Source organism: Xanthomonas albilineans, from assembly GCF_009931595.1.
GTDB lineage: Bacteria > Pseudomonadota > Gammaproteobacteria > Xanthomonadales > Xanthomonadaceae > Xanthomonas_A > Xanthomonas_A albilineans.
This window is the reverse complement of record NZ_CP046570.1, coordinates 2130224-2149654: the sequence shown is the minus strand read 5'-3', so window position 1 is coordinate 2149654 and position 19431 is coordinate 2130224. Positions and strand designations below refer to the sequence as shown.

15 protein-coding genes, 1 tRNA gene, 5 pseudogenes and 1 other annotated feature are annotated in these 19431 nt (G+C 60.2%); of the genes and pseudogenes, 10 read left to right on the top strand and 11 right to left on the bottom strand.

Annotated elements, in window-relative coordinates; all coding sequences use genetic code 11:
- The first annotated feature begins 171 nt into the window (after positions 1–171).
- The 3 genes and pseudogenes from XaFJ1_RS09050 to XaFJ1_RS09040 all read left to right on the top strand — a co-directional run.
- Positions 172–1403, top strand: a protein-coding gene (locus tag XaFJ1_RS09050; protein WP_425477003.1) for an IS3 family transposase whose coding sequence is annotated in 2 segments (ribosomal slippage) — positions 172–463 and positions 463–1403 — 1233 coding nt in all. Because the reading frame shifts where the segments join, the coding sequence is not laid out codon by codon here.
- Positions 450–566, top strand: a sequence feature (AL1L pseudoknot). It overlaps the preceding gene by 117 nt.
- A gap of 44 nt (positions 1404–1447) precedes the next feature.
- On the top strand, positions 1448–2602 hold the full coding sequence (hmpA, locus tag XaFJ1_RS09045; protein ID WP_012916368.1) for an NO-inducible flavohemoprotein: 1155 nt from the start codon (positions 1448–1450) through the stop codon (positions 2600–2602).
- Between the two features lie 212 nt (positions 2603–2814).
- Positions 2815–2995, top strand: a pseudogene (locus XaFJ1_RS09040) (DDE-type integrase/transposase/recombinase); the annotation flags it as partial.
- A gap of 32 nt (positions 2996–3027) precedes the next feature.
- Here XaFJ1_RS09040 and XaFJ1_RS09035 read toward each other — a convergent pair.
- Positions 3028–3330, bottom strand: a pseudogene (locus XaFJ1_RS09035) (integrase core domain-containing protein); the annotation flags it as partial.
- 89 nt (positions 3331–3419) lie between these two features.
- On the opposite strand from XaFJ1_RS09035, the pseudogene XaFJ1_RS09030 reads away from it, so the two are divergent.
- Positions 3420–4709, top strand: a pseudogene (locus tag XaFJ1_RS09030) (IS110 family RNA-guided transposase).
- A gap of 217 nt (positions 4710–4926) precedes the next feature.
- Here XaFJ1_RS09030 and XaFJ1_RS09025 read toward each other — a convergent pair.
- A pseudogene (locus tag XaFJ1_RS09025) lies at positions 4927–5729 on the bottom strand (IS3 family transposase); the annotation flags it as partial.
- A 69-nt stretch (positions 5730–5798) separates the two neighbouring features.
- On the opposite strand from XaFJ1_RS09025, the pseudogene XaFJ1_RS09020 reads away from it, so the two are divergent.
- Positions 5799–6039 (top strand): annotated as a pseudogene (locus XaFJ1_RS09020) (IS3 family transposase); the annotation flags it as partial.
- A gap of 13 nt (positions 6040–6052) precedes the next feature.
- On the opposite strand, the gene XaFJ1_RS15810 reads toward XaFJ1_RS09020, so the two are convergent.
- Both XaFJ1_RS15810 and XaFJ1_RS09015 read right to left on the bottom strand, forming a co-directional pair.
- Entirely contained in the window at positions 6053–6292 is a 240-nt protein-coding gene (locus tag XaFJ1_RS15810) for a hypothetical protein (protein ID WP_162484471.1), read from the bottom strand.
- Positions 6274–6810, bottom strand: a complete 537-nt coding sequence (locus tag XaFJ1_RS09015) for a GspH/FimT family pseudopilin (protein ID WP_012916361.1) — start codon at positions 6808–6810, stop codon at positions 6274–6276. The genes XaFJ1_RS15810 and XaFJ1_RS09015 overlap by 19 nt, the downstream gene beginning before the upstream one ends.
- A gap of 147 nt (positions 6811–6957) precedes the next feature.
- Between XaFJ1_RS09015 and uvrB the strand changes: the two genes are divergently transcribed.
- On the top strand, positions 6958–8976 hold the full coding sequence (gene uvrB, locus XaFJ1_RS09010; RefSeq protein WP_012916360.1) for an excinuclease ABC subunit UvrB: 2019 nt from the start codon (positions 6958–6960) through the stop codon (positions 8974–8976).
- Between the two features lie 96 nt (positions 8977–9072).
- Positions 9073–9147: transfer RNA gene (locus XaFJ1_RS09005), tRNA-Val, on the top strand.
- Between the two features lies 1 nt (position 9148).
- On the opposite strand, the gene XaFJ1_RS09000 is transcribed toward XaFJ1_RS09005, so the two are convergent.
- The gene (locus XaFJ1_RS09000; RefSeq protein ID WP_012916359.1) at positions 9149–9601 is read right to left on the bottom strand and encodes a hypothetical protein; all 453 of its coding nucleotides are present in this window, start codon (positions 9599–9601) and stop codon (positions 9149–9151) included.
- Between the two features lie 371 nt (positions 9602–9972).
- Between XaFJ1_RS09000 and XaFJ1_RS08995 the strand changes: the two genes are divergently transcribed.
- The 3 genes from XaFJ1_RS08995 (at position 9973) to XaFJ1_RS08985 (ending at position 12273) form a co-directional block, all read left to right on the top strand.
- On the top strand, positions 9973–11085 hold the full coding sequence (locus XaFJ1_RS08995; protein ID WP_012916358.1) for a TrbL/VirB6 family protein: 1113 nt from the start codon (positions 9973–9975) through the stop codon (positions 11083–11085).
- A gap of 43 nt (positions 11086–11128) precedes the next feature.
- Complete coding sequence (locus XaFJ1_RS08990; RefSeq protein WP_012916357.1) at positions 11129–11638, top strand: DUF4189 domain-containing protein; 510 nt, start codon at positions 11129–11131, stop codon at positions 11636–11638.
- A gap of 74 nt (positions 11639–11712) precedes the next feature.
- Positions 11713–12273: a hypothetical protein gene (locus tag XaFJ1_RS08985; RefSeq protein WP_012916356.1), complete on the top strand. Its 561-nt coding sequence runs from the start codon at positions 11713–11715 to the stop codon at positions 12271–12273.
- A 253-nt stretch (positions 12274–12526) separates the two neighbouring features.
- On the opposite strand, the gene XaFJ1_RS16165 is transcribed toward XaFJ1_RS08985, so the two are convergent.
- From XaFJ1_RS16165 to XaFJ1_RS08955, 6 genes are all read right to left on the bottom strand, one after another.
- Positions 12527–13081, bottom strand: a complete 555-nt coding sequence (locus XaFJ1_RS16165; protein ID WP_012916355.1) for a hypothetical protein — start codon at positions 13079–13081, stop codon at positions 12527–12529.
- A gap of 27 nt (positions 13082–13108) precedes the next feature.
- Complete coding sequence (locus XaFJ1_RS16160) at positions 13109–15010, bottom strand: XVIPCD domain-containing protein (RefSeq protein ID WP_012916354.1); 1902 nt, start codon at positions 15008–15010, stop codon at positions 13109–13111.
- 25 nt (positions 15011–15035) lie between these two features.
- On the bottom strand, positions 15036–15623 hold the full coding sequence (locus XaFJ1_RS08970; RefSeq protein ID WP_045756903.1) for a hypothetical protein: 588 nt from the start codon (positions 15621–15623) through the stop codon (positions 15036–15038).
- A gap of 805 nt (positions 15624–16428) precedes the next feature.
- Entirely contained in the window at positions 16429–16983 is a 555-nt protein-coding gene (locus XaFJ1_RS08965) for a hypothetical protein (RefSeq protein WP_155393673.1), read from the bottom strand.
- A complete protein-coding gene (locus XaFJ1_RS08960; RefSeq protein WP_012916351.1) occupies positions 16980–19070 on the bottom strand; it encodes a YfjI family protein in 2091 nt (696 codons plus the stop codon). The genes XaFJ1_RS08965 and XaFJ1_RS08960 overlap by 4 nt, the downstream gene beginning before the upstream one ends.
- Positions 19067–19429 (bottom strand): CHC2 zinc finger domain-containing protein, encoded by a 363-nt coding sequence (locus tag XaFJ1_RS08955; RefSeq protein ID WP_012916350.1) that lies wholly within the window; start codon positions 19427–19429, stop codon positions 19067–19069. The genes XaFJ1_RS08960 and XaFJ1_RS08955 overlap by 4 nt, the downstream gene beginning before the upstream one ends.
- Positions 19430–19431: the final 2 nt, after the last annotated feature.

Genomic DNA, 19431 nt, shown 5'->3' with positions numbered 1-19431 from the left:
GCCTTGAAGTGATTGATTTCACTGGAACGCTGTGTTGGCACAGTAACTGCGTAGGTAGTGGCTGACCCAATGAGAGATCGATCATGTTGTCTGACCCCCATCGTGCTGTTATTGCTTCAACTGAACCGCCCCGGTTTCCGCGGAGGCTCAACACTCTGAGAGGATTGAGCCATGAGCAAGTCGAACAAGTTCTCGCCCGAGGTACGCGAGCGCGCGGTAAGGATGGTGCAGGAGCAGCGCGGAGAGTACCAATCGCTGTGGGCGGCCATTGAATCCATAGCCCCAAAGATTGGCTGCGTGCCGCAGACTCTGAACGAATGGGTCAAGCGCGCCGAGGTCGATGCCGGTGCGCGTGAGGGCGTGACGAGCAGCGAGGCGCAGCGGATGAAGGAACTCGAGCGCGAGGTCAAGGAGCTGCGCCGGGCCAACGAGATATTGAAGCTGGCCAGTGCGTTTTTCGCCCAGGCGGAGCTCGACCGCCGACTGAAGTCGTGAAGGCCTTCATCGACCAGCATCGCAATGCCTTCGGGGTCGAGCCGCTCTGCAAGGTTCTGCAGGTTGCCCCGTCGGCCTATCGACGTCATGCCGCGCTACTGCGCGAGCCCAGCAGGCGCTGTATCCGCGCCAGACGCGACGAGCGGCTAATGCCGCAGATTCAGCGCGTCTGGCAAGCCAACATGCAGGTCTACGGTGCCGAGAAGGTGTGGCGGCAACTGGCACGCGAAGGCGTCGTCGTGGCCCGCTGCACGGTCGAGCGGTTGATGCGCAGCATGGGGCTGCGCGGCGTGGTGCGCGGCAAGGTCGTGCGCACCACCATCGGCGATGCCAAGGCCCCATGCCCGCTGGACCGGGTCAATCGGCAGTTCCGTGCCGAGCGGCCGAACCAGCTGTGGGTCAGCGACTTCACCTACGTCTCAACCTGGCAGGGCTGGCTGTATGTGGCCTTCGTCATCGACGTGTTCGCTCGTCGCATCGTAGGCTGGCGAGTGAGCAGTTCTATGCGCACGGACTTCGTGCTCGATGCTTTGGAGCAGGCCCTGTATGCCCGGCAACCTGAGCGCGATGGCAGCTTGGTTTGCCACTCCGACAGGGGCTCGCAATACGTCAGCATCCGCTACACCGAGCGGCTGGCCGAGGCCGGCATTGAGCCGTCGGTAGGCAGCAAGGGCGACAGCTACGACAACGCGCTGGCAGAGACCATCAACGGCTTGTACAAAGCCGAGCTGATTCACCGCCGGGCACCCTGGAAAACTAGGGAGGCCGTCGAATTCGCCACGCTGGAGTGGGTGTCCTGGTTCAACCACCAACGCCTGCTCCAACCCATCGGCTACATCCCGCCAGCCGAGGCCGAGGCAAACTACTACCGGCAACTCGCCAGTCAGACCGCCGCCGTGGCGGCCTGACTTAAACCAAACAGCCTCCGCGGAAACCGGGGCGGTTCACAACTGTGCCGCTCCTTGAACAAGGCGGCGAGGCGCTCATCACCCACTTCTATCAAACCATGCTCGCACAGCACCCTGAGGTGCGCCCTTACTTCAACGCCACGCATCAGGCCAGTGGCGACCAACCTCGGGCATTGGCCAATGGTGTGCTCATGTATGCCAAGAACATCAACCGTCTGGAAGCGCTTGGACCGTTGGTGTCCCAGATCGTCAACAAGCATGTGGCACTACAAGTCCAGCCTGAGCATTACGGTATCGTGGGCAAGTGCCTGATCGCGGCAATTGCCGAAGTTTTGGGACCGGCCATTGCAACACAAGCGGTCCTGGATGCTTGGACGGCAGCTTATGGGCAACTGGCAGACATTCTGATCGGCGCCGAGCGCACGCGCTATGAGGAGCAAGCACGCGCTCATGGTGGATGGCGTGGAGACCGCACTTTCGTTGTCTTGGCAAAAGTCAAAGAGAGTGAAGAGATCACCTCATTCTACCTGGTTCCAATCGACGGAAAGCCGGTCATGGATTTCAAGCCCGGGCAATACATTGGGCTCCATCTTTGGATCAATGATGAAGAGTTTCGCCGCAATTATTCCCTGTCCGCCTATCCAAACGGTAAGACTTATCGCATCAGCGTCAAGCGTGAGCCGGGTGGGGTGGTTTCGAACTACTTGCATGACCATGTGCAGGTAGGGAGCGAGCTGCTACTCAACGCGCCAAGTGGCGCATTTGTCTTGAAGCCGGGGACACGGCCAATTGCCTTCATCAGTGCGGGAGTTGGGGTCACTCCAATTTTGCCGCTGCTCCAAGAGGCTCTTGGCACTGGCCGACACATCACCTTCATTCATTGCGCGCGAGACAGCAAAGTGCATGCTTTCAAGGAGCAGATCGAAAATGCTGCCAAACGACATCCGATGCTTTCGCACTACTACTGCTATGACCGTGATGAAGGACTGGACGCGCCGCCGCACGGGATAGGCTACTTGACGCTGGACCATTTGAAAGCGTGGTTGCCACCTGCGCAAGAAGGCGTGCGTGATGTGGATGTCTACTTCTTAGGGCCTAAGCCTTTCATGCGGATGCTAAAAAAGCAGCTTGATGAAGTAGGCGTTCCCCGCGATCAGGTGCGCTATGAATTCTTCGGTCCTGCTGCTGCATTGCAGTAATTTCTGTCAACGCCGATTTAAATCTGACCCACCCCGGGGTCTTCATCGTCGCGCTACTCGCTCGCGCAGGGAGGTACGCCCAGAGTTTCCTAGACATCTCATGGCCATGGGAAATGGCAGATTCGGAGGTGTCCATGAGTAGCAAGCGGTATCCGGATGAGTTCAAGTTCGAGGCGTTCCGCCAGGTGATCGATCGCGGGTTCAAAGTGGCGCAGGTCGTCGGCTGGGCGATGCGCGATCGGGCCGATACCGAGTTGGTCATGCAGGCCCTGTTGTCGGCGGGTTTGGCGGCGCAAACCCGCATCCGGGTGCCTGGTTTACTCGGACCAAGGGTCGGTCTACACCAGCGATGACTGGCAGAGTTTCCTGGCGCCCCATGGCTTGGGGTGCAGTCGACGTCCCCCCGCTTTCAGTAGCGGGGCTCTTTAGAGTCCGGGTTTCATCGTAGCGGCTTTGGCCGCTAGCTGTTGGGCATAGGCGGCCGGGGTCAGGCCGCCCAAGATCTTCTTCGGTCGCTCCTCGTTGTATTCCCGTCGCCAGGTCTGGATCTCGGTGCGGGCGTGCAGCAGCGTCGGGAACCAGTGCTCGTTGAGGCATTCGTCGCGCAGACGACCGTTGAAGCTCTCGATGTAGGCGTTCTGGTTCGGCTTACCTGGCTGGATCAAGCGCAGCTGCACACCGCGCTCGTGGGCCCACGTCACCATCGTCTTGCCGCAGAACTCCTTGCCGTAGTACCTGTGGAAGCATGTTCGATTGGGCAGCCACCATTGAGCGGATCATCCTGAGGGTTCTCACACGCCACAGGAGATCGTCAATGATGACTGCCCGACAAGAGGTTACGCCTGCTGCCACATACGTGGCGATCGACATCGCCAAACGCACTCACGCGGTTTTGATCGAGACGTCCGACGGCAAACAGCGGCGTTTCAGGATGGCAAGCACGCACGAGGACCACCAGCGGCTGGTCGATCTGCTGCGTACCTGTCCGGCACCGGTTCGCGTCGCGATGGAGGCAACCGGCGATTACCATCGCACGCTCGCATACCGCTTGCTGCGGGAGGGTTTGGAGGTATGCCTAGTTTCTTCGATGGCCGCAGCGCGGTACCGGGAAGCCGTATTCAACTCGTGGGACAAGAACGATCCAAAGGACGCGGGCGTCATCCTGGCGTTGTTGAAGCAAGGTATCACGCAACGTTTCGTCGACCCACTGATGGCTGGACATCACGGGCTCCAGGAGCTGTCCAAGACGCACTACCAGATCAGCCTAGCGCGGACACGTTTGCAACACAGTCTGTTGACGCATTACCTGCCGCTGTACTTTCCCGAAGTCGAGCGTTACTTCTGCACCACGCAAGCGGCATGGTTCGCGCAATTCCTGCTGCGCTTCCCGACCGCCGCGTCGATCCGCGTGTTGTCGTTCGAGGCCTTCGAGCGCGAGGCCTGGGGCATCGTGGGCCGGAAGGTCAACAAACGGGCATGGATCCGGGAACTGTATGACGCTGCCTGCACCAGCGTAGGCCTACCGATCGCCGATGACGACATTGCGCTCGACACGTTCCGGTTGCAACTCCGGCGCTATCAGCAACTGATCGAGCAGCGCGACACCTTGGTCGAGACCGCACGCGGAGTACTGCAGGGTCGCACGGACTACGAAGCATAGTGTTCCCTGCCTGGTGTAGGCCCTGTGCTCGCTCTCACAATCCTCGCCGAGGCCGGCGATCTGCGGCGCTTTGCACATCACCGGCAGTTCCTGAAGTACTGCGGGTTGGACCTGGCCAAATGCCAGTCCGGTCAGTTTCGCGGTCAGGAGAAGCTCTCCAAGCGCGGCAACGCACGCTTGCGTTTCGCGTTCTGGTTCGCGGCTACGGTTGCAGTGCGTATGCGCGAGAACAGCTTCAGAGAAAAGTACGAGCGCTACATCCGGTCCGATCCGCTCAATGCTGATCGCAAACGTAAGGCACTCACGGCCGTGGCGGCCAAGATGGCGCGGGTCGCCTACAGTCTCGTCAAACACCAATCCAGCTACCGCTGCTACTTCGAAACGAGTTTACCCCCCGTGGATCGACCCCTCTCTGTTGGGCCGTCGGGACCGCTTAGGATCCTGTAGATAATGTTCGGGCCTTCCACGGGACCCCATGCTGTTTTAGGTACGGTCGAGGCCGTTCACTGGACCTCGTGTTCATTATGTTCAGATCAGGGGATCTTCTTGATCGTGGAAGCTCACGGGCGCATTTCGACAGTAGCGGATGCCGCGTGCAAAGGACGTCCGAGACGGCCTCGTTTGCTTGCGCCCGTAAGTCGAGACTTGACTCCACAGTTAGAACGTTGTCGGTGCGGATCACCTGCGGCAGATCCCGTGTCAGCGCCAGCCGATCCAGCACCCGGACCACGCCGTGGCCGGAGATGGCCCGCTCCACCTCGATCGCCACCGCCTCGTGCGTGGCATCGTCGACGATGGTCAGGGCCTTGAGCACCCGGCCCTCGGCGGTGCGGTCGAACACGAAGTCCATCGACCAGACCTGGTTGGCGGCTTCAGGCCGAAGCAACGGTTGGCGCTGGCCCAGCAGCACTTTCTTCCGCTTGCGCCGGCGCACCTGCAACCTGGCCTGCTGATACAGCCGTTCCACCCGCTTGTAGTTCACCGGCCACTGCTCCTGCCGCAGCTTCAGATAGATCATCCCGACGCCGTAGCGCTTGTGCCGCTGCGCCAGCGCCAGGATCCGCTCGCGCAGCTCGACGTTGCGATCCGGACGCGGGACGTAGCGCAGCGCGCTGGCGCTCATCCGCACCACGGCCAGCGCCCGCCGCTCAGTGAGCCTGCGCTCCATCAGGTGCCGCACCAGCATCCTGCGCGCCGGTGCGGTCACCACTTTTTTCGCAGGGCGTCCTTAATGACGTCGTTCTCGAACAACTGCTCGGCCAGCAGCTTCTTCAGCCGCGTGTTCTCCGCCTCCAGCTCCTTGAGCCGCTTGGCCTCCGGCACGCTCATGCCGCCGAACTTGCTGCGCCACAGGTAGTAGGACCCCTCGCTGAACCCGTGCCGCCGGCACAGATCCTTCACCGCCACGCCGGCTTCGGCTTCACGCAGGAAGCCGATGATCTGCTCTTCGGAAAAGCGCTTCTTCACGTCCAATCTCCGTCTCGTTGGGGATTGGACTCCAAATCGCCGCGCTACTCAAAACCGGGGGGACGTCGCAGTATGAGCAGGCGCGGCAACTGCCACGAGCGCGAAGCCTGTCCCTGGGGCACAACGCCCCCGTGGAGAGCTTCTTCGGCCTGCTCAAATGTGAGCGGATCAGGCGGCGAGCCTATCCCGCCAAGGACGCCGCACCACCGAGGTGTCCGACTGCATCGAGATGTTCTACAACCCCAAACGCCGCCATGGTTCAACTGGCGACCTGTCCCCTGTAGAGTGCGAGCGGTGCTACGCGCAACGAGGGTCATGGGTGTTTACGGAACCCTGGGCGTATCAAATTGCGTCAGATGGGCTGCAACGCCGACACCATGCAGCAACGCCTGGGCGATGGATACTATGAACAGAAGCTGGTGCGCGAGCAGATCGGACAACTGACTGGGCGTCGCTTCCTGGATGGGTATAGCAGCGACGAAGCGCAATACCAGGCGCTGCTGGGTATCTACGAAAACCGTGAGCAATCGCGGCGTTCGTCTTTTCAATCCGGTGCTAGGCACGACCGTTCTCCTTTCGCTTTGACCGAGCGCGTCCGGCCGCTGTTGTTTACCACAACCGTGGCGCGTAGCCGTCCGCGCTCACATATCCTGACCGTGAGATTGCTGCCACTGCTGAGCCCGTCCGGGAAGAAGCGGATCGCAGACCTGTCCTGACTGGATAGCACGACCAGCGAGCCGATGGCTGGTGCGGTTTCCTGGCTGAGGATGCTGGTGGGCGTATCGGGCTGACCTCGCCGCTCAGGGTCGCGGAACACCATCCAGCCCTGGCTCCAGTCGCTGTCGCGCCGACAGCGGCCGTCCCCGCGAGAAGGGCAGACGCTGACAGGGATGCCTGAACTGATGGCGCTGTTGCGCGCCAATGCGAAATAGGTGCTGATTTGGTGGATGGTCGCCGTCAACCGATGGCTCGATCGCAATTCTCTGAACCCCGGCAGGCCGATCCCGGTGACGATGCAGATCAGTGCCATCACGATCATGGCTTCGAGCAGTGTGTAGCCTTTGTTACAGACTTTCCGCATGATGGCCGTTCTCCCAGTGAGAGGCTGCCAGTCTCATGGTCAGGTGACAGGACTTGAATGAGGGGGTGCTGCGTTCCCATGTAGGAGATTTACTCGGCGCGAGGTCAGTCGATACCCGTTGCCGTCTCCCACCTTTGAGGTGTGCGTATGTCCGACCGTTTCCAGCTCGTATCGCCGTATTCTCCAGCGGGTGACCAGCCGCAGGCGATCGAGAAGCTGGTCGCTGGCTTCGAGGCCGGCCTGGCCAAGCAGACCCTGCTGGGTGTGACCGGCTCGGGCAAGACCTACACCATCGCCAATGTGGTCCAGGCGATCCAGAAGCCGACATTGGTGATGGCGCCGAACAAGACGCTGGCGGCGCAGCTCTACGGCGAATTCAAGGCGTTTTTCCCGAGTAATGCGGTCGAGTACTTCGTCAGCTACTACGACTACTACCAGCCCGAGGCGTATGTGCCGTCCTCGGATACCTTCATCGAGAAGGACAGTTCGATCAACGAACACATCGAACAGATGCGGCTGGCCGCGACCAAGACCCTGCTGTCGCGCCGCGACGCGCTGGTGGTGGCCACGGTCTCGGCGATCTATGGTCTGGGTGCGCCAGAGGACTATCTGTCGTTGCGTTTGATCCTGTCGATCGGCGAGCATATCGAGCAGCGTCAATTGATCCGCCACCTGACCGATCTGCAATACACCCGCAACGAGTACGAACTGCATCGCGGCAGCTTCCGTGTGCGCGGCGAAGTCATCGACGTGTTCCCGGCCGAGTCCGATAGCGAGGCGCTGCGGATCGAACTGTTCGACGGCGATGTCGAACAGTTGGCGCTGTTCGATCCGCTGACCGGCGAGACCCTGCGCAAGTTGCAGCGCTACACGATCTACCCGAAGACTCACTATGCGACCACCCGCGAGCGCACGCTCAGCGCGGTGGATACGATCAAGCTGGAGCTTAAGCAACGGCTCGAACAGCTCTATGCGCAGAACAAGCTGGTGGAGGCACAGCGGTTGGCGCAGCGCACCCAATTCGACCTGGAGATGATGGCCGAGGTGGGCTACTGCAACGGCATCGAGAACTACTCGCGGCACCTGACCGGCAAGGCGGCGGGCGAGCCGCCACCGACCCTGTTCGACTACCTGCCGCCCGACGCCTTGCTGGTCGTAGACGAGTCCCATGTCACCGTGCCGCAGATCGGCGCGATGTACAAAGGCGACCGCTCGCGCAAGGAGACGTTGGTCGAGTTCGGGTTTCGTCTGCCCTCGGCGCTGGACAACCGGCCGCTGCGCTTCGAAGAGTGGGAGGCGCGCTCGCCGCGCAGCATTTATGTGTCGGCGACCCCGGGGCCCTACGAGTTGCGCGAGTCAGCAGGCGAGGTGACCGAGTTGGTGGTGAGGCCAACCGGGTTGATCGATCCGCAGGTGGAGATCCGTCCGGTCGCCACCCAGGTCGACGATCTGCTATCGCAGATCAACTTGCGCGTGGCGGATGGAGACCGGGTGCTGGTGACCACTCTGACCAAGCGCATGGCCGAGAACCTCACCGAGTACCTGGGCGAGCACGGGGTGAAGGTACGCTATTTGCACTCGGACATCGATACTGTCGAGCGTGTGGAGATCATTCGGGATCTGCGCCTGGGTAAGTTCGATGTGCTGGTCGGTATCAATCTGCTGCGCGAAGGTCTGGACATGCCCGAAGTGTCGCTGGTGGCGATTCTGGATGCGGACAAGGAGGGGTTTTTGCGCTCCACCGGTTCGCTGATCCAGACGATCGGCCGCGCCGCGCGCAATCTGCGCGGCAAAGCCATTCTGTATGCGGACAAGATGACGCGCTCGATGCAGGCGGCGATCGACGAGACCGGTCGGCGCCGCGAAAAGCAGGTGGAGTACAACCTTGCGCATGGCATCACTCCGAAGTCGGTGGCGCGGCCGATCGTGGATATCCTAGAGGGGGCACGCGAGTCCGCTGCCGAGGCCAAGTCAGGTAAGGGGAAGGCGCGTCGCGTGACCGAAGAGCCGGCCGACTACCGCGCGCTTGAACCGGCGGAAATCGCGGCGCGGCTCAAGGCGTTGGAGCAAAAGATGTACCAGCACGCGCGCGACCTAGAATTCGAGGATGCCGCGCGCGTGCGCGACCAGATGAAGAAGCTACGCGATACCAGTCTGGTCGGTTAGTCTTCTGTCTGGCCGGCAGCGCGCCCTCGGCTATTGTTCTTGCCCGTCAGGTGGGCTAAAATGCGCGCCCCTGCGACAGTGTGCTGTTGCAGAGAAGGGCGGTTAGCTCAGCGGTAGAGCACTACCTTGACATGGTAGGGGTCACAGGTTCGAACCCTGTACCGCCCACCAATCAAATCAGGAACTTACGGTGATTTGATTGATCTTCAAAGTCGTAGTATGGAAGGAATATGGAAAACCGCCCTTCAATAGGCGGTTTTTCCGTTTTGGGGTTCACAGCGCTACGTGCATCACACGTCCCGCTGCCCATGTGGGCGACGCCAGCGCACGCCTGTGACTCTTCTAGCGTTTGTTGAGCAACATTAAGTTCCTTGCGCGTCACATTAGGCAACAGGTGTTTGCGGTCATTTTCTTCTTGGCCACCGATGGGATGGCCTCGCGCGCGCGATTGCGGCGGATTGTCTGCTAAGGCCATATCCAGTCGGCACAGGACGGTCAGTCGGTAGCCACGCCAAGTCTGTACCTCGCTGTCCCTGGCTGCTGATCGAGCGACGTCCCTCCGGGTGTTGAATGGCGGCCTCAGCACGCCCAAACCGTGTCGGCTGATTGCCGGCAGCGTCAGCATGGCGGGGGCGGTGATCCAGTGCCGGGAGCGCGCGCTGCATCCCCCAGCTGGCCGTGCGTTGACAGCCCCGGCACAATGTCGTATCCAATAAGACAACGGTTTGCACATCGGCATCACCTGCGCATAAGGACCATGGCTTGAGCAGGCACCCCATCTCCGAATCAGCTTCAGGACGCCCCCAGCCCTTGTCGGCCGTGGGCGCATGCATGTGTGGGCAATCTACGTGCCTGGCGCGTCCATTGCGCTAGGTATCTGCAACGCGCGCTGCATCTGGTTCGGGTCGTGCCAACGCCTTACTGGTATCGCCCCTGTCCAACTGATCTCCCCCTTCACTAGATTTCGTTTACCACTCTCAATAAAGGCGCAAGGCCATGAGCATGTTCGATGGATCGATGAACTGGTTACACCCCTTGGCGGACACAAGCCTGGGGGATTACGTCTTCTTCCGGCTGATCAACAACTACCTCAGTAACCAGATCGACACCTTCGGCATGGACGTGATGGCCCGCGCCATGCAGTGGGTAAGTGTCATCGCGCTGACCGCCACCACCTTCTGGGTGCTGTTGCTAGGCTATCGCATCGCCAGCGGGCAATTACGCGAATCGGCCATGGCGACCATGATCAAGGCCGGCAAGGTGACGGTGATCCTGGGCATTGCCGCCGGGATAGGCGCCAACGGCACGATGCTGCATAAAACCATGACCGACGGCCTGGACAAGGAAATCCATTGGCTGTTCACCGGTCAGAAGGACAGCACCGCCGCCGACGCCATCGACGAGAACCTCGCCTACACCCAATTGGCGCTGAGCACCTTGGACGCGGTGCAGGTGGACGCGCGCGACACGGAAGCCATCGAGCAGAAAGGCCGCGCGCTGCTGATGGCCGGCTTCGGCACCGCCGGTCCGCCGATCATGGCCGGGGTGATGCTGCTGATGTTCAAATTCACCATGGCCTTCCTGATCGGGGTGGGACCGATCTTCATCCTGTTCCTGATCTTCGACCAGACCAAGGACCTGTTCAAACGTTGGTTGTTCTACGTGATCGGCACACTGTTCTCGATGTCGGTGCTGTCGGTAGTCACGGCGATCGCATTGAAGATGACGGCGAGGATCGCGGCGGCCTACTGGGGAGCGAAGATCATCTCGCTAGGCAATGCGGAAGGCTTGTCTTCGCAGGCATTGCAGCAGGGGTGGGCAGGGTTGATCGCCACCACACTGATCGTCGTCCTACCCCCGATTGGGGCTGTATTGTGGCAGGGCAGCATGGCCAACTTCATGCACTTCTCCGTCTTCAATCCCGCCTCGGTCCCAGGACCACAGGGGCAACCGCCTGGTTCGTATACGCCGCCGCAAGCAAGAGAAAACACTTCTAATGCCTCGCGCGAGCAGTCAGGAATCTCTCAAACACCAGTCAGATTCAAAGGCCCTGAATCTACCCAATCCACGCACCCTCCCGGCTCACGTGGACAAGCTGGGAAAGACTGAAATTAAATATAAAAAATACACCAAATAAACAAGGACCATGAGTATGAAGAATGCAGCTTTTCTGACTATCACAACGCTTCTATTCTCAATGAACGCCTATGCAGAAGGCGGTTGTCCACCAGGACAACTGCCTGCGCAAGCTAATGGCAACATGGCATCTTGTGTACCTATCCCACAAGATAACCCGGTACAACAACAACCACGCCCTACAGGGAAATGGCTTAAGACGTGGGGGGCAATTGCAGCAGATGACGGTGATGACTTCGGTATATCAACAGGCAAAATGAGCAAAGAAGATGCTGAGAATGACGCCACAATAAACTGTGAAAGAGGAATTGAAAAAAAGTGCCATGTCATCCAGGCCTATAAAAATCAATGCGTAGCAGTTGCCGAACCGCAAAAAAAAGGAAGTGTCATCAGAAGCATCGAATCCGGCCCGTCTATTGATGAAATAAGCAACAGAGCAATAGTTAACTGTGAGAAAAAAAATCCAGGGAGCAAATGCACGATTGGATACACGGATTGCACTAAGCAGATATTTCAGAGATTCTAAATTTCCCAAAAATTTAGAGTCTCGCTTCTCCACTGCTGAATCAAACCTATCAACAAGGAACAAGGAACATCGCAATGGACTACGGCAAACAGGCAGTGGAGCAAGTGCCATCACCTCCCTTCCAGTGGCAGAAGGCAGCGCAACAGATCACCGACCTGATGACCATCACCATCCTGTCCCTCTCGGTTACCACGTGCTTGACCATTCTGGCCTACCGTGGATCAGGCAGCATGGCGCTTTTACTTGCCCAGGCGCTGGCCAGCGTGGTCGTCCTGCTGCATGTTGGCGTGGGGGCGATGCTGACACGGCTAGTGGTGCATGCAGCAGTGACTTGGAAGCGCTTACAATCGGGTGGCAAGCGCACGGCACAATCTAAGCACTTGCGCAAAGTCTTAATGCGTTTAGCCGGCATAACACTGATGACGTGGATATGGGCCATCTGCATGACGGGATTTCCATTTTCAATTTCAGTAGTAAAGTGGTCGCCTGAAACTGGTGCCCTGTTAATATTTCTTATGCCTCTTATGCTGATTTTCTTGTTAATGAAAAAAATCCTCATTAATCAAGCCTGCACCAAGTTGATCCATGCCATCACAAACGCCGAACAAGTGGCGAAGTGCACATTAGTCGTTTAAGAATGACTGAATCGTCCAGGGTTCTGTAGACACTCATGACCCTCGTTGCGCGTAGCGCCGCTTGAACTCTACAGGCGACAGGCCGCCATTGGAACCATGGCAGCGTTTCGGCTTGCGACGTCCCTCGACGTCGCCTCCGCCCTGAGTAGCAGTAGGATTTAAGTGAATTTCCCCCAATTCTTTGGGGGCAGCAGAAAGCCTGACATTCCATTCCGGGAAGCTTGCTTCACAACCTGCAATGAGAGTGTCACCGCTATGGTCTCGGCTTCACCAGCCGATACTGCTTCTTGTCGCCGACCTTTGGTGCCTTTTCATCGATGTTGACGCATAACCGGCCATCACCGCAGGGCACGATGTCCGAGCGGTTGATCGCCTCCAGGTAAGTCAACTGCGCCCTCAGTGCGTCATAACGGGTCGCGTAGTCGCCGTAAAGCATTTTATACGTTCCCACCAAAGCGACGAGCGCACACATCAACGACACGCCGCCCCCGATCCACACCCAACGCACGATGGAGATCATGTCGCGCCGGGTGAGTTGCAATGCCCGCACCGTCTGATCCGCCGCCGTGGTAATCCCCTGCACCCTGTCTCGCGCCTCGGCGAGGGGCGGCTCCAGTCCGGCGCGGGTGACGCTTTCCAGTTGACCCGAAGCGCTCTGCAACCAGCGCACCAGATGTTCCTGGACCTGCGATGGCAGCTGCTCGGCCAGTGCGCCAAGACGGTGTTCGATCAGGTCGCAGCGTGCATCGAACCGCTTGATCATCGCCGCAATGTGGACATCCAAATCGGCCTGTTCATCGTCGTGCATGCAGGTAATCCTTCTTGTCGATTCCAGTTAACGTCCTTGCGATGGCCCCTGTCGGGACTGCGCCATTTGCTGTTGGATCATCTGCTGCGCATCCGCCTGACGTTGCGTTTCAGCTGCCATCTGTTGATACGCCTGCTCGGGGGGAGTCTGCATCGCTTGCTGGATGTTCGTGCTGCTGAACCGGGGCAGGAAGTCTAAGCCATCACTTTTTCTCTCGGCCACAATGACGCTTTTATCGGCGTTGAAGTGCAACTGATCCACGCGCGTCAGTCCACTTTCCCGCGCATTCAAGGCCACGCTTGCGGTCAGGTAATCGAGCGTCTTGTTCGTCGGGCATATCCCATTGCGTGTATGCAGCTTCTCGACCTGCGCGCGGATGCTTTGGTTCAACGCATGATCGGGATGGCCGGCTTCGCGCGGATCGCGCGGTGGTCGTTGTGCCTCCTGCCGTGCGCGCTCCTGTTCTTCCCGCTGCACGATCGCGCTTGCCTTCGCCATGATGGCCTGGCCACGCGGGGAGTTGGTGAAAGCTTCACTCTCCTTGCTTAGGGTTTCCATGTCGCCGTTTTCTATCGCCGTCGTAATGCGCTGTATCCGAGCCAAGGCAACCAGATATTCCGGCGAATGTGGCCGTGGCGGCGCTTCGACTGTCTTCGCCTGCTCTGCCGCCACATGCGGGGTAGCCTTGGGTGGCATTGCGCCTTGCTGCAAGTACGCCGGCAACGGTGGTGCCGCTAACGCATGCGGATGCGGTCCCTCCCGGAAGAACGCCGGCAGCGCCGGATCGGTGCGCTCAGGCGACACCGCCACCGGGCGCAGGGGCAAGTGTGCGCGCAACCCGGCATCCAGAGTTTGGGCGTCGTTTGGGGCCTGGGTCATGCCCGTGCCATCCAGGTTATGCACATGTACGCGATGCCCGAGCGTCGTCGCCATGGTGGTGGTGTAATAGGAGCCGTGTTGTTCGGAGCGGTGGATGACGTTCATTTCCGGCGCGCTGGGCACAGTACGCGGTTGCAGGAACGGTTTATCGCTGAGGCTGTTGACATAATCGATCAACAGATTGCCGTTGCGCACGGACAAACCATTGAGTAGGTAGTAACCACCGATATCGGAATGCGCGCCGGGATGGGTCAGATTGAGGAAGCGCCCGTCGTGGGAATGGCCCGGGTGCAGGATATCCTTGGCCGGAAAAAGATCGCGGCGTTCGTCGCGGGCGGTGAGTTGTAAACCCGACACCACCGAAGGCGGCAAGCGCACATCATGCAGATTCATGTCGCCGGTGGCGACCGGGTCCAGCAAGCCGACGGTCTGCGCGGTGCGACCGGGTGGCACCAACGGCGGATGCCTGGGAGTGAGCTTGAGGATTTGGCCGTGTGAGTCACGGTCGATTTTCATGTCAGTCGGGTTCTGGATGCCACGCTCATGGACCATCCGGGTGAACATGGCCGCAGTGACCGCACCACGACTGAAGCCAGTGGACACAATGCTGATCTCGGCTTGTGGATCCTTTTTCTGCCACTCTTTTGCTTGGTTGATGAACTTCAAGTACATCTCTTCCATCCGTGGGCCGTAGCTATAGCCCATGGCGCCGTCGAGATTTCGCGTTAAGGCATCGTCCTGGGTGCCTACGCCGGGGACGTAGTAGCCGTTGACGTTGTGAAGACCAGCGAAGTTGGCCGCGTGTACTTGATCGTACAAGATCCCAATATTGGTGATGTGCTGAGGATCCTTATGCTTGTCGTTGCCGGTGCCATCGAAGCAGGCCACGAACAAACGGGTGTGCGGGTTTTGTTGGCTGACCAGGAGTGGCGCTTGGAACTGCGCCAATGCATGGCGACTGTGTGCATATGCTGCCAAGTCTTGCGCCGTAGCCGGATACGTTTCCACCTCGTCCGGCCATGCCTTTGCATCGGTATGCTCGTTGCTCATTACATGCTCCCTGGCAAGAACGCCATCAGTAGGTTTTGGTGTAGGCGAGGATCAGGTCGTTGCGGAAGTCACTATATTTATTACCTGGCTCCTGTAGCACCGTTGTCTGTACCATCGCCTTCATATACACATTGATGGTGCGATCGTTCACTTCCAGGATGATGTCCGGAGAGATATCGGCCTGCAGGATTGGCGGCAACTGATTCTGCGGCACGTGGTGCAGGATCACCTTATCCTTGAAGATGGCTTCTAGATCGACCAGAGCATGGTGCGGCTGGCCGTCCTTGGAGCGCCATGTCACCTCCGCAGGAGGCGGGAAGTGTGGGAAGTTTCGGATGCCAATCGTACCTGCGGTCATATTGTCAGGATAGATATCTCCCAGAGACGCGGAGGAAATCTGTTTGACATCGTCCGGATAATTGGCCTCGTACCTGTCGTTGTACAGCACCTTGCAGCCGTAGGTGTCGTAACAGCCAGCCCCGAACGCATGGTCGGCGAATGGAATCGGCTTACTGGTATCGATATGCACGGTGCCATGAGCATCGACGGGAAGATTCCCGATCAGGTGGATGCCGGGAGGGAGATTGGTCGGAGCGTTGGTCGGCGTGTTCATGCGCGAACATCCAGTCAGAGAGTGAGCGAAGACGGCGGTCAGCAGCAGGGGAAGCGCTGCACAGGACGGCGTGGCAAAAGGAGGTCGCACAGCCATAGTTCCACCTGTGGGAAGGGAGAGAAACAGCCTACTACCCAGGGAGTGATCGCGATAGCGCGATGCCGGCTTGGCGCTGCTCAGGCGCCACGCGGGGTGAGCGGCCATCATGGCTCCGCGTCCGGCATGCGCGTAGGTGGCAGCCGATGGACATCAGGGAACTGACTTTCGTGGCGTCAGAATTTCCCTACAGCGTCAGCGGTTGCGTATTCCGATGAATCTGATCATTGATTCCGATGATGGTGATCAGTTGCGCTGAGGGGATAGCGCGATCACGTTCAAGTATATCGCTCCAGATCGATGATCACCGTTCCGGAACCTCTGATCACCGATTCCGATAGCCACTGATCAGCGATCAGCTTCCATCGGAAGCGGTGATCAACTTCACCGGAATACGCATCTGGGTTCCGCAGTTTGGCGGGATGCAATGATGCCTGTGTTGTGTTGGCGGCGTCACGTTCGATCTACCTGCATGCACACAGGTAGCAACGTCATGAAAAGCCCATCCGCACCGTGGCGACACGATGCCTGCGGGGGTAGTTCGGGCAAGCTGATGGCGTTCATTGATCCCAGGTCTGCATGCAAGCGATGGAGTGATACGACTCCACTGGAAGGAGCACTTCATCGCCTGAAGGGGATACGGCGCATCGTGACCCGCCGCTCCCGTTGCAGTTCGGTCGGATGGGCCTTGTCATGGCTCAGCTATCGGTCATTGGTCATGACTCTGCCCGCTTGGCAGGAAGTACGGCGAGCCGGTGGTGTTTTCAGCGTCTTGCCTTGCCCAGCGGTCGAGCGGTGATTCCACGAAACTGGCGATGGGCTTGCCAGCCTTTCGACGGAAGCACCACGGGCACGCCTTCACCATGCGCGGGCACTCGGGCCACAGCAGAACCTGGCCACAGCCATCGCAGGTGACTGCCACGGGTTCGCCCCAGACTGGCGGAGTAAGTCCACGATCCAGGAACGTGCGAGCTTCCAGCGCGCCCAGGTAATCTCGCAAGACCATGTCGCCATGCCCCTCACAGCCGGCCACTTCCTCATCAGGCAAGGCATGGACCAGACCGGCATCGATGCCTTGATCCTCGGCCAGGGCTAGCAGGTGGGCGCGCATGTTTCCCGTCCCCGCGATTTTTCTGGAAGAGCCATCCTGCTTACTGTCAAAACTGACAGAAGGGGCTTTTGGCAGTTTTGTCAGTTGGCACGATGGCGGTTCCAGGACTGTTGCGCCGGTCAGCTCGGCCAGCCGTGCACGCCACGCGCTCATGCCGCCCACCGGTAGGCCACGGACGGGCGCCCCCTTGTCATCTGGGCCAGCTCGATCACATGGTGATGGTCGGCCAGCGCCGCCAGCGCCTCGGCCACGGTGTCCGGATCATCCAGGCCAGCCCAGCACTTGCGGTACACGTCGCGGGCGGTGAATCCATCGGGCAGGCTGTCGCGCTTGCGCAGCAGCAGGTGGGCAGCGGTCAGGCCGTTGTCGGTGGCCGGGGCATAGACGCGGCGCGCATGGCGTTCCAGATGCTCGCACCAGCCAAAGGCCTTTAGCATGGCGTCGGCTGATACCGCTCCGGTGCCGTTGTCGGCCAGATGCAGCACCAGCGCCAGCCGGCCCGCCAGGGCTGGATACTTGGCTAGGTGCGATTCCATGAATGGTGGTTCGTCACCAGCGCGAAGCCGCTGCATCAGATCGGTTTGCCACTCGACGAACAACCCTTGGGCATCATCGGACAGGCGCAGGAACGGCACGTCGCAGGCATCAGCGGTCGCTGCCTCCACGTCCGCAGGATTCAGCGCGCGAAGCCGATTGAACGCAGCGCGCGCGCGGTCCTCGGCTTCCCGGTCCAGCGGTCTGTCGGTGTAGCGCCACGATGCCGGCAGGTCGGGGTAGACGGCCAACTGGAACCGCTGCATCAATCCATCGTCGGAGAATCCACCACGCACCGCCCCGCGCACGTACTCGGCCAGCTTGCCCGGCTGCATCCCGCCCAGGATCGACACGGCGCATGCCTCAATGCGGATCGTTCCCCGGCCAATGCGGTCGGACGTGTACGGGCCTGTGCCGTTCCAGCATTCCAGCCAGAACGCACGGTCCTGCTCGCGGCCTTCCCGGTCCAGAGATGCCAGCCACCCGGCCAGCTCATCGCGAAACTGGATTAGCCCGCGCGGGTTCTCGTTCAACAGCTCGCCCAGCTTCTCCACCGTAGCGTCGTTGACCACCAGGCGGGGTTCTGTCGGCGCCTCATCATCAAAGCGTGCTGATTCGCCCAAGGCCTCGGGGTCGATGGGCATCCCCTTCTTGATTGCTTTGCGGGCTTCCTCCTTGGCTTGCGCCTTGCGCGCATCGGCCAGGATGGCCTTGCCCTCATGCATCTTCCGGGCACGTTCGTACTCGTCGCTTTCGGGGCCGGTCACGCTCTCCAACAGGCGGCGCGCTGGCGATAGGGCTGGACTCTTGCCGCTACTCGGTCGCCCAATCACGCAGCCCCAGAGGATGGGCCTTTCGTACCAGTGCCCATGCCTCCTGAGCCGCACTGCGAGGTGTCGCCCACCCAACGCAGCAGCCAATCCCACCATTGCTGGCACCGCCGTGAAGTCCAGTGGTACTTGCAAGCTGTCGGCTGCGTCCGTACACCAAGTACGTATGCAGTCGGGTAGCAGCGCAGGATTGAATACCGGCACTGCCGGCAGCGGATCGGGTAGCGGTGCCGGAGCGAAATGCTGTACAGAGCCGCCCGCGTGCGCCGTCTCTGCCAACGGCAAAGCATTCACTGCGACTGCATCGGCATCAGGACGGGCAGCCAGCCAATCCACGCAGTCGCCTTTCTCGGGCAAACCGAGGGTGTCCACGTCGATGCATTCCACGGCGCAGCCCAGCGCGCGCAAGCGCTCGGCCACATCGACGGCATACTTGCGCCCCGACGCGTCGTTGTCGGGCCACAGGCGCACCCGACGACCGCGCAGTGGCGTCCAGTCTGTCCCCCCGGCGCTGGAACTACTGCCGGACGTGGTGGCCAGCAGGTCCAGGGCGGTCAAGGCATCAGCGCAGGCTTCGCCCTCGGCCACGTAGACGATGGCCTCGACATTGGCGGCCAGCAGTTCGGGCAACTGGTACAGCACCTTGCCCTCCGGTGGCGCGGGCGGTTCGCCGGGGACGTAGCGCGTCCCGTTCCAACGAAAGGGCCGGATTTCCTTCCGGCCATCGGGGTGCTTGCAGCGCGCGCGCCAGAACACCTGATTGCCCTGAGCATCGCGGTATTCGTGCAGGCCGGTCGGCAGGTAGCCCTCGGCCAGGAAGTGGCCCAGGATGCGGCGTGCGGCGGCATGCGGGGTCTCAACAGGAATCGCGTTCATCGGCGTACCCCAGCCAGCAGGTCGGCCACGGCTTCCTTGAACGGCTTGCCGGTCAGGCGCATGTGGAAGCTCACCAGATCACCGGTCTCGCCCGTGGCGAAGTCCCGCCAGGGACCGCGCGGATTGCTCTGGCAGACGGAAAAAGACGGCTCACGCTCATCCCGGAAGGGGGAAACACCCTGCGCCCAGCCGCTCCCATTCGGTCTGCCCAGCTTGGCAACATGTTGGCGGTAGTAATCGGCAGGGTCCGGCAGCCGGTCGCGCCAGTTGTCCGGCAGCCGGGTAGAGTGGTGGTGTAGTGCTTTGAGCTTCGCGATTTCGCCAAGCTGCTGGCCTTGGCGTTGTTGTTTTTGGTCCATGG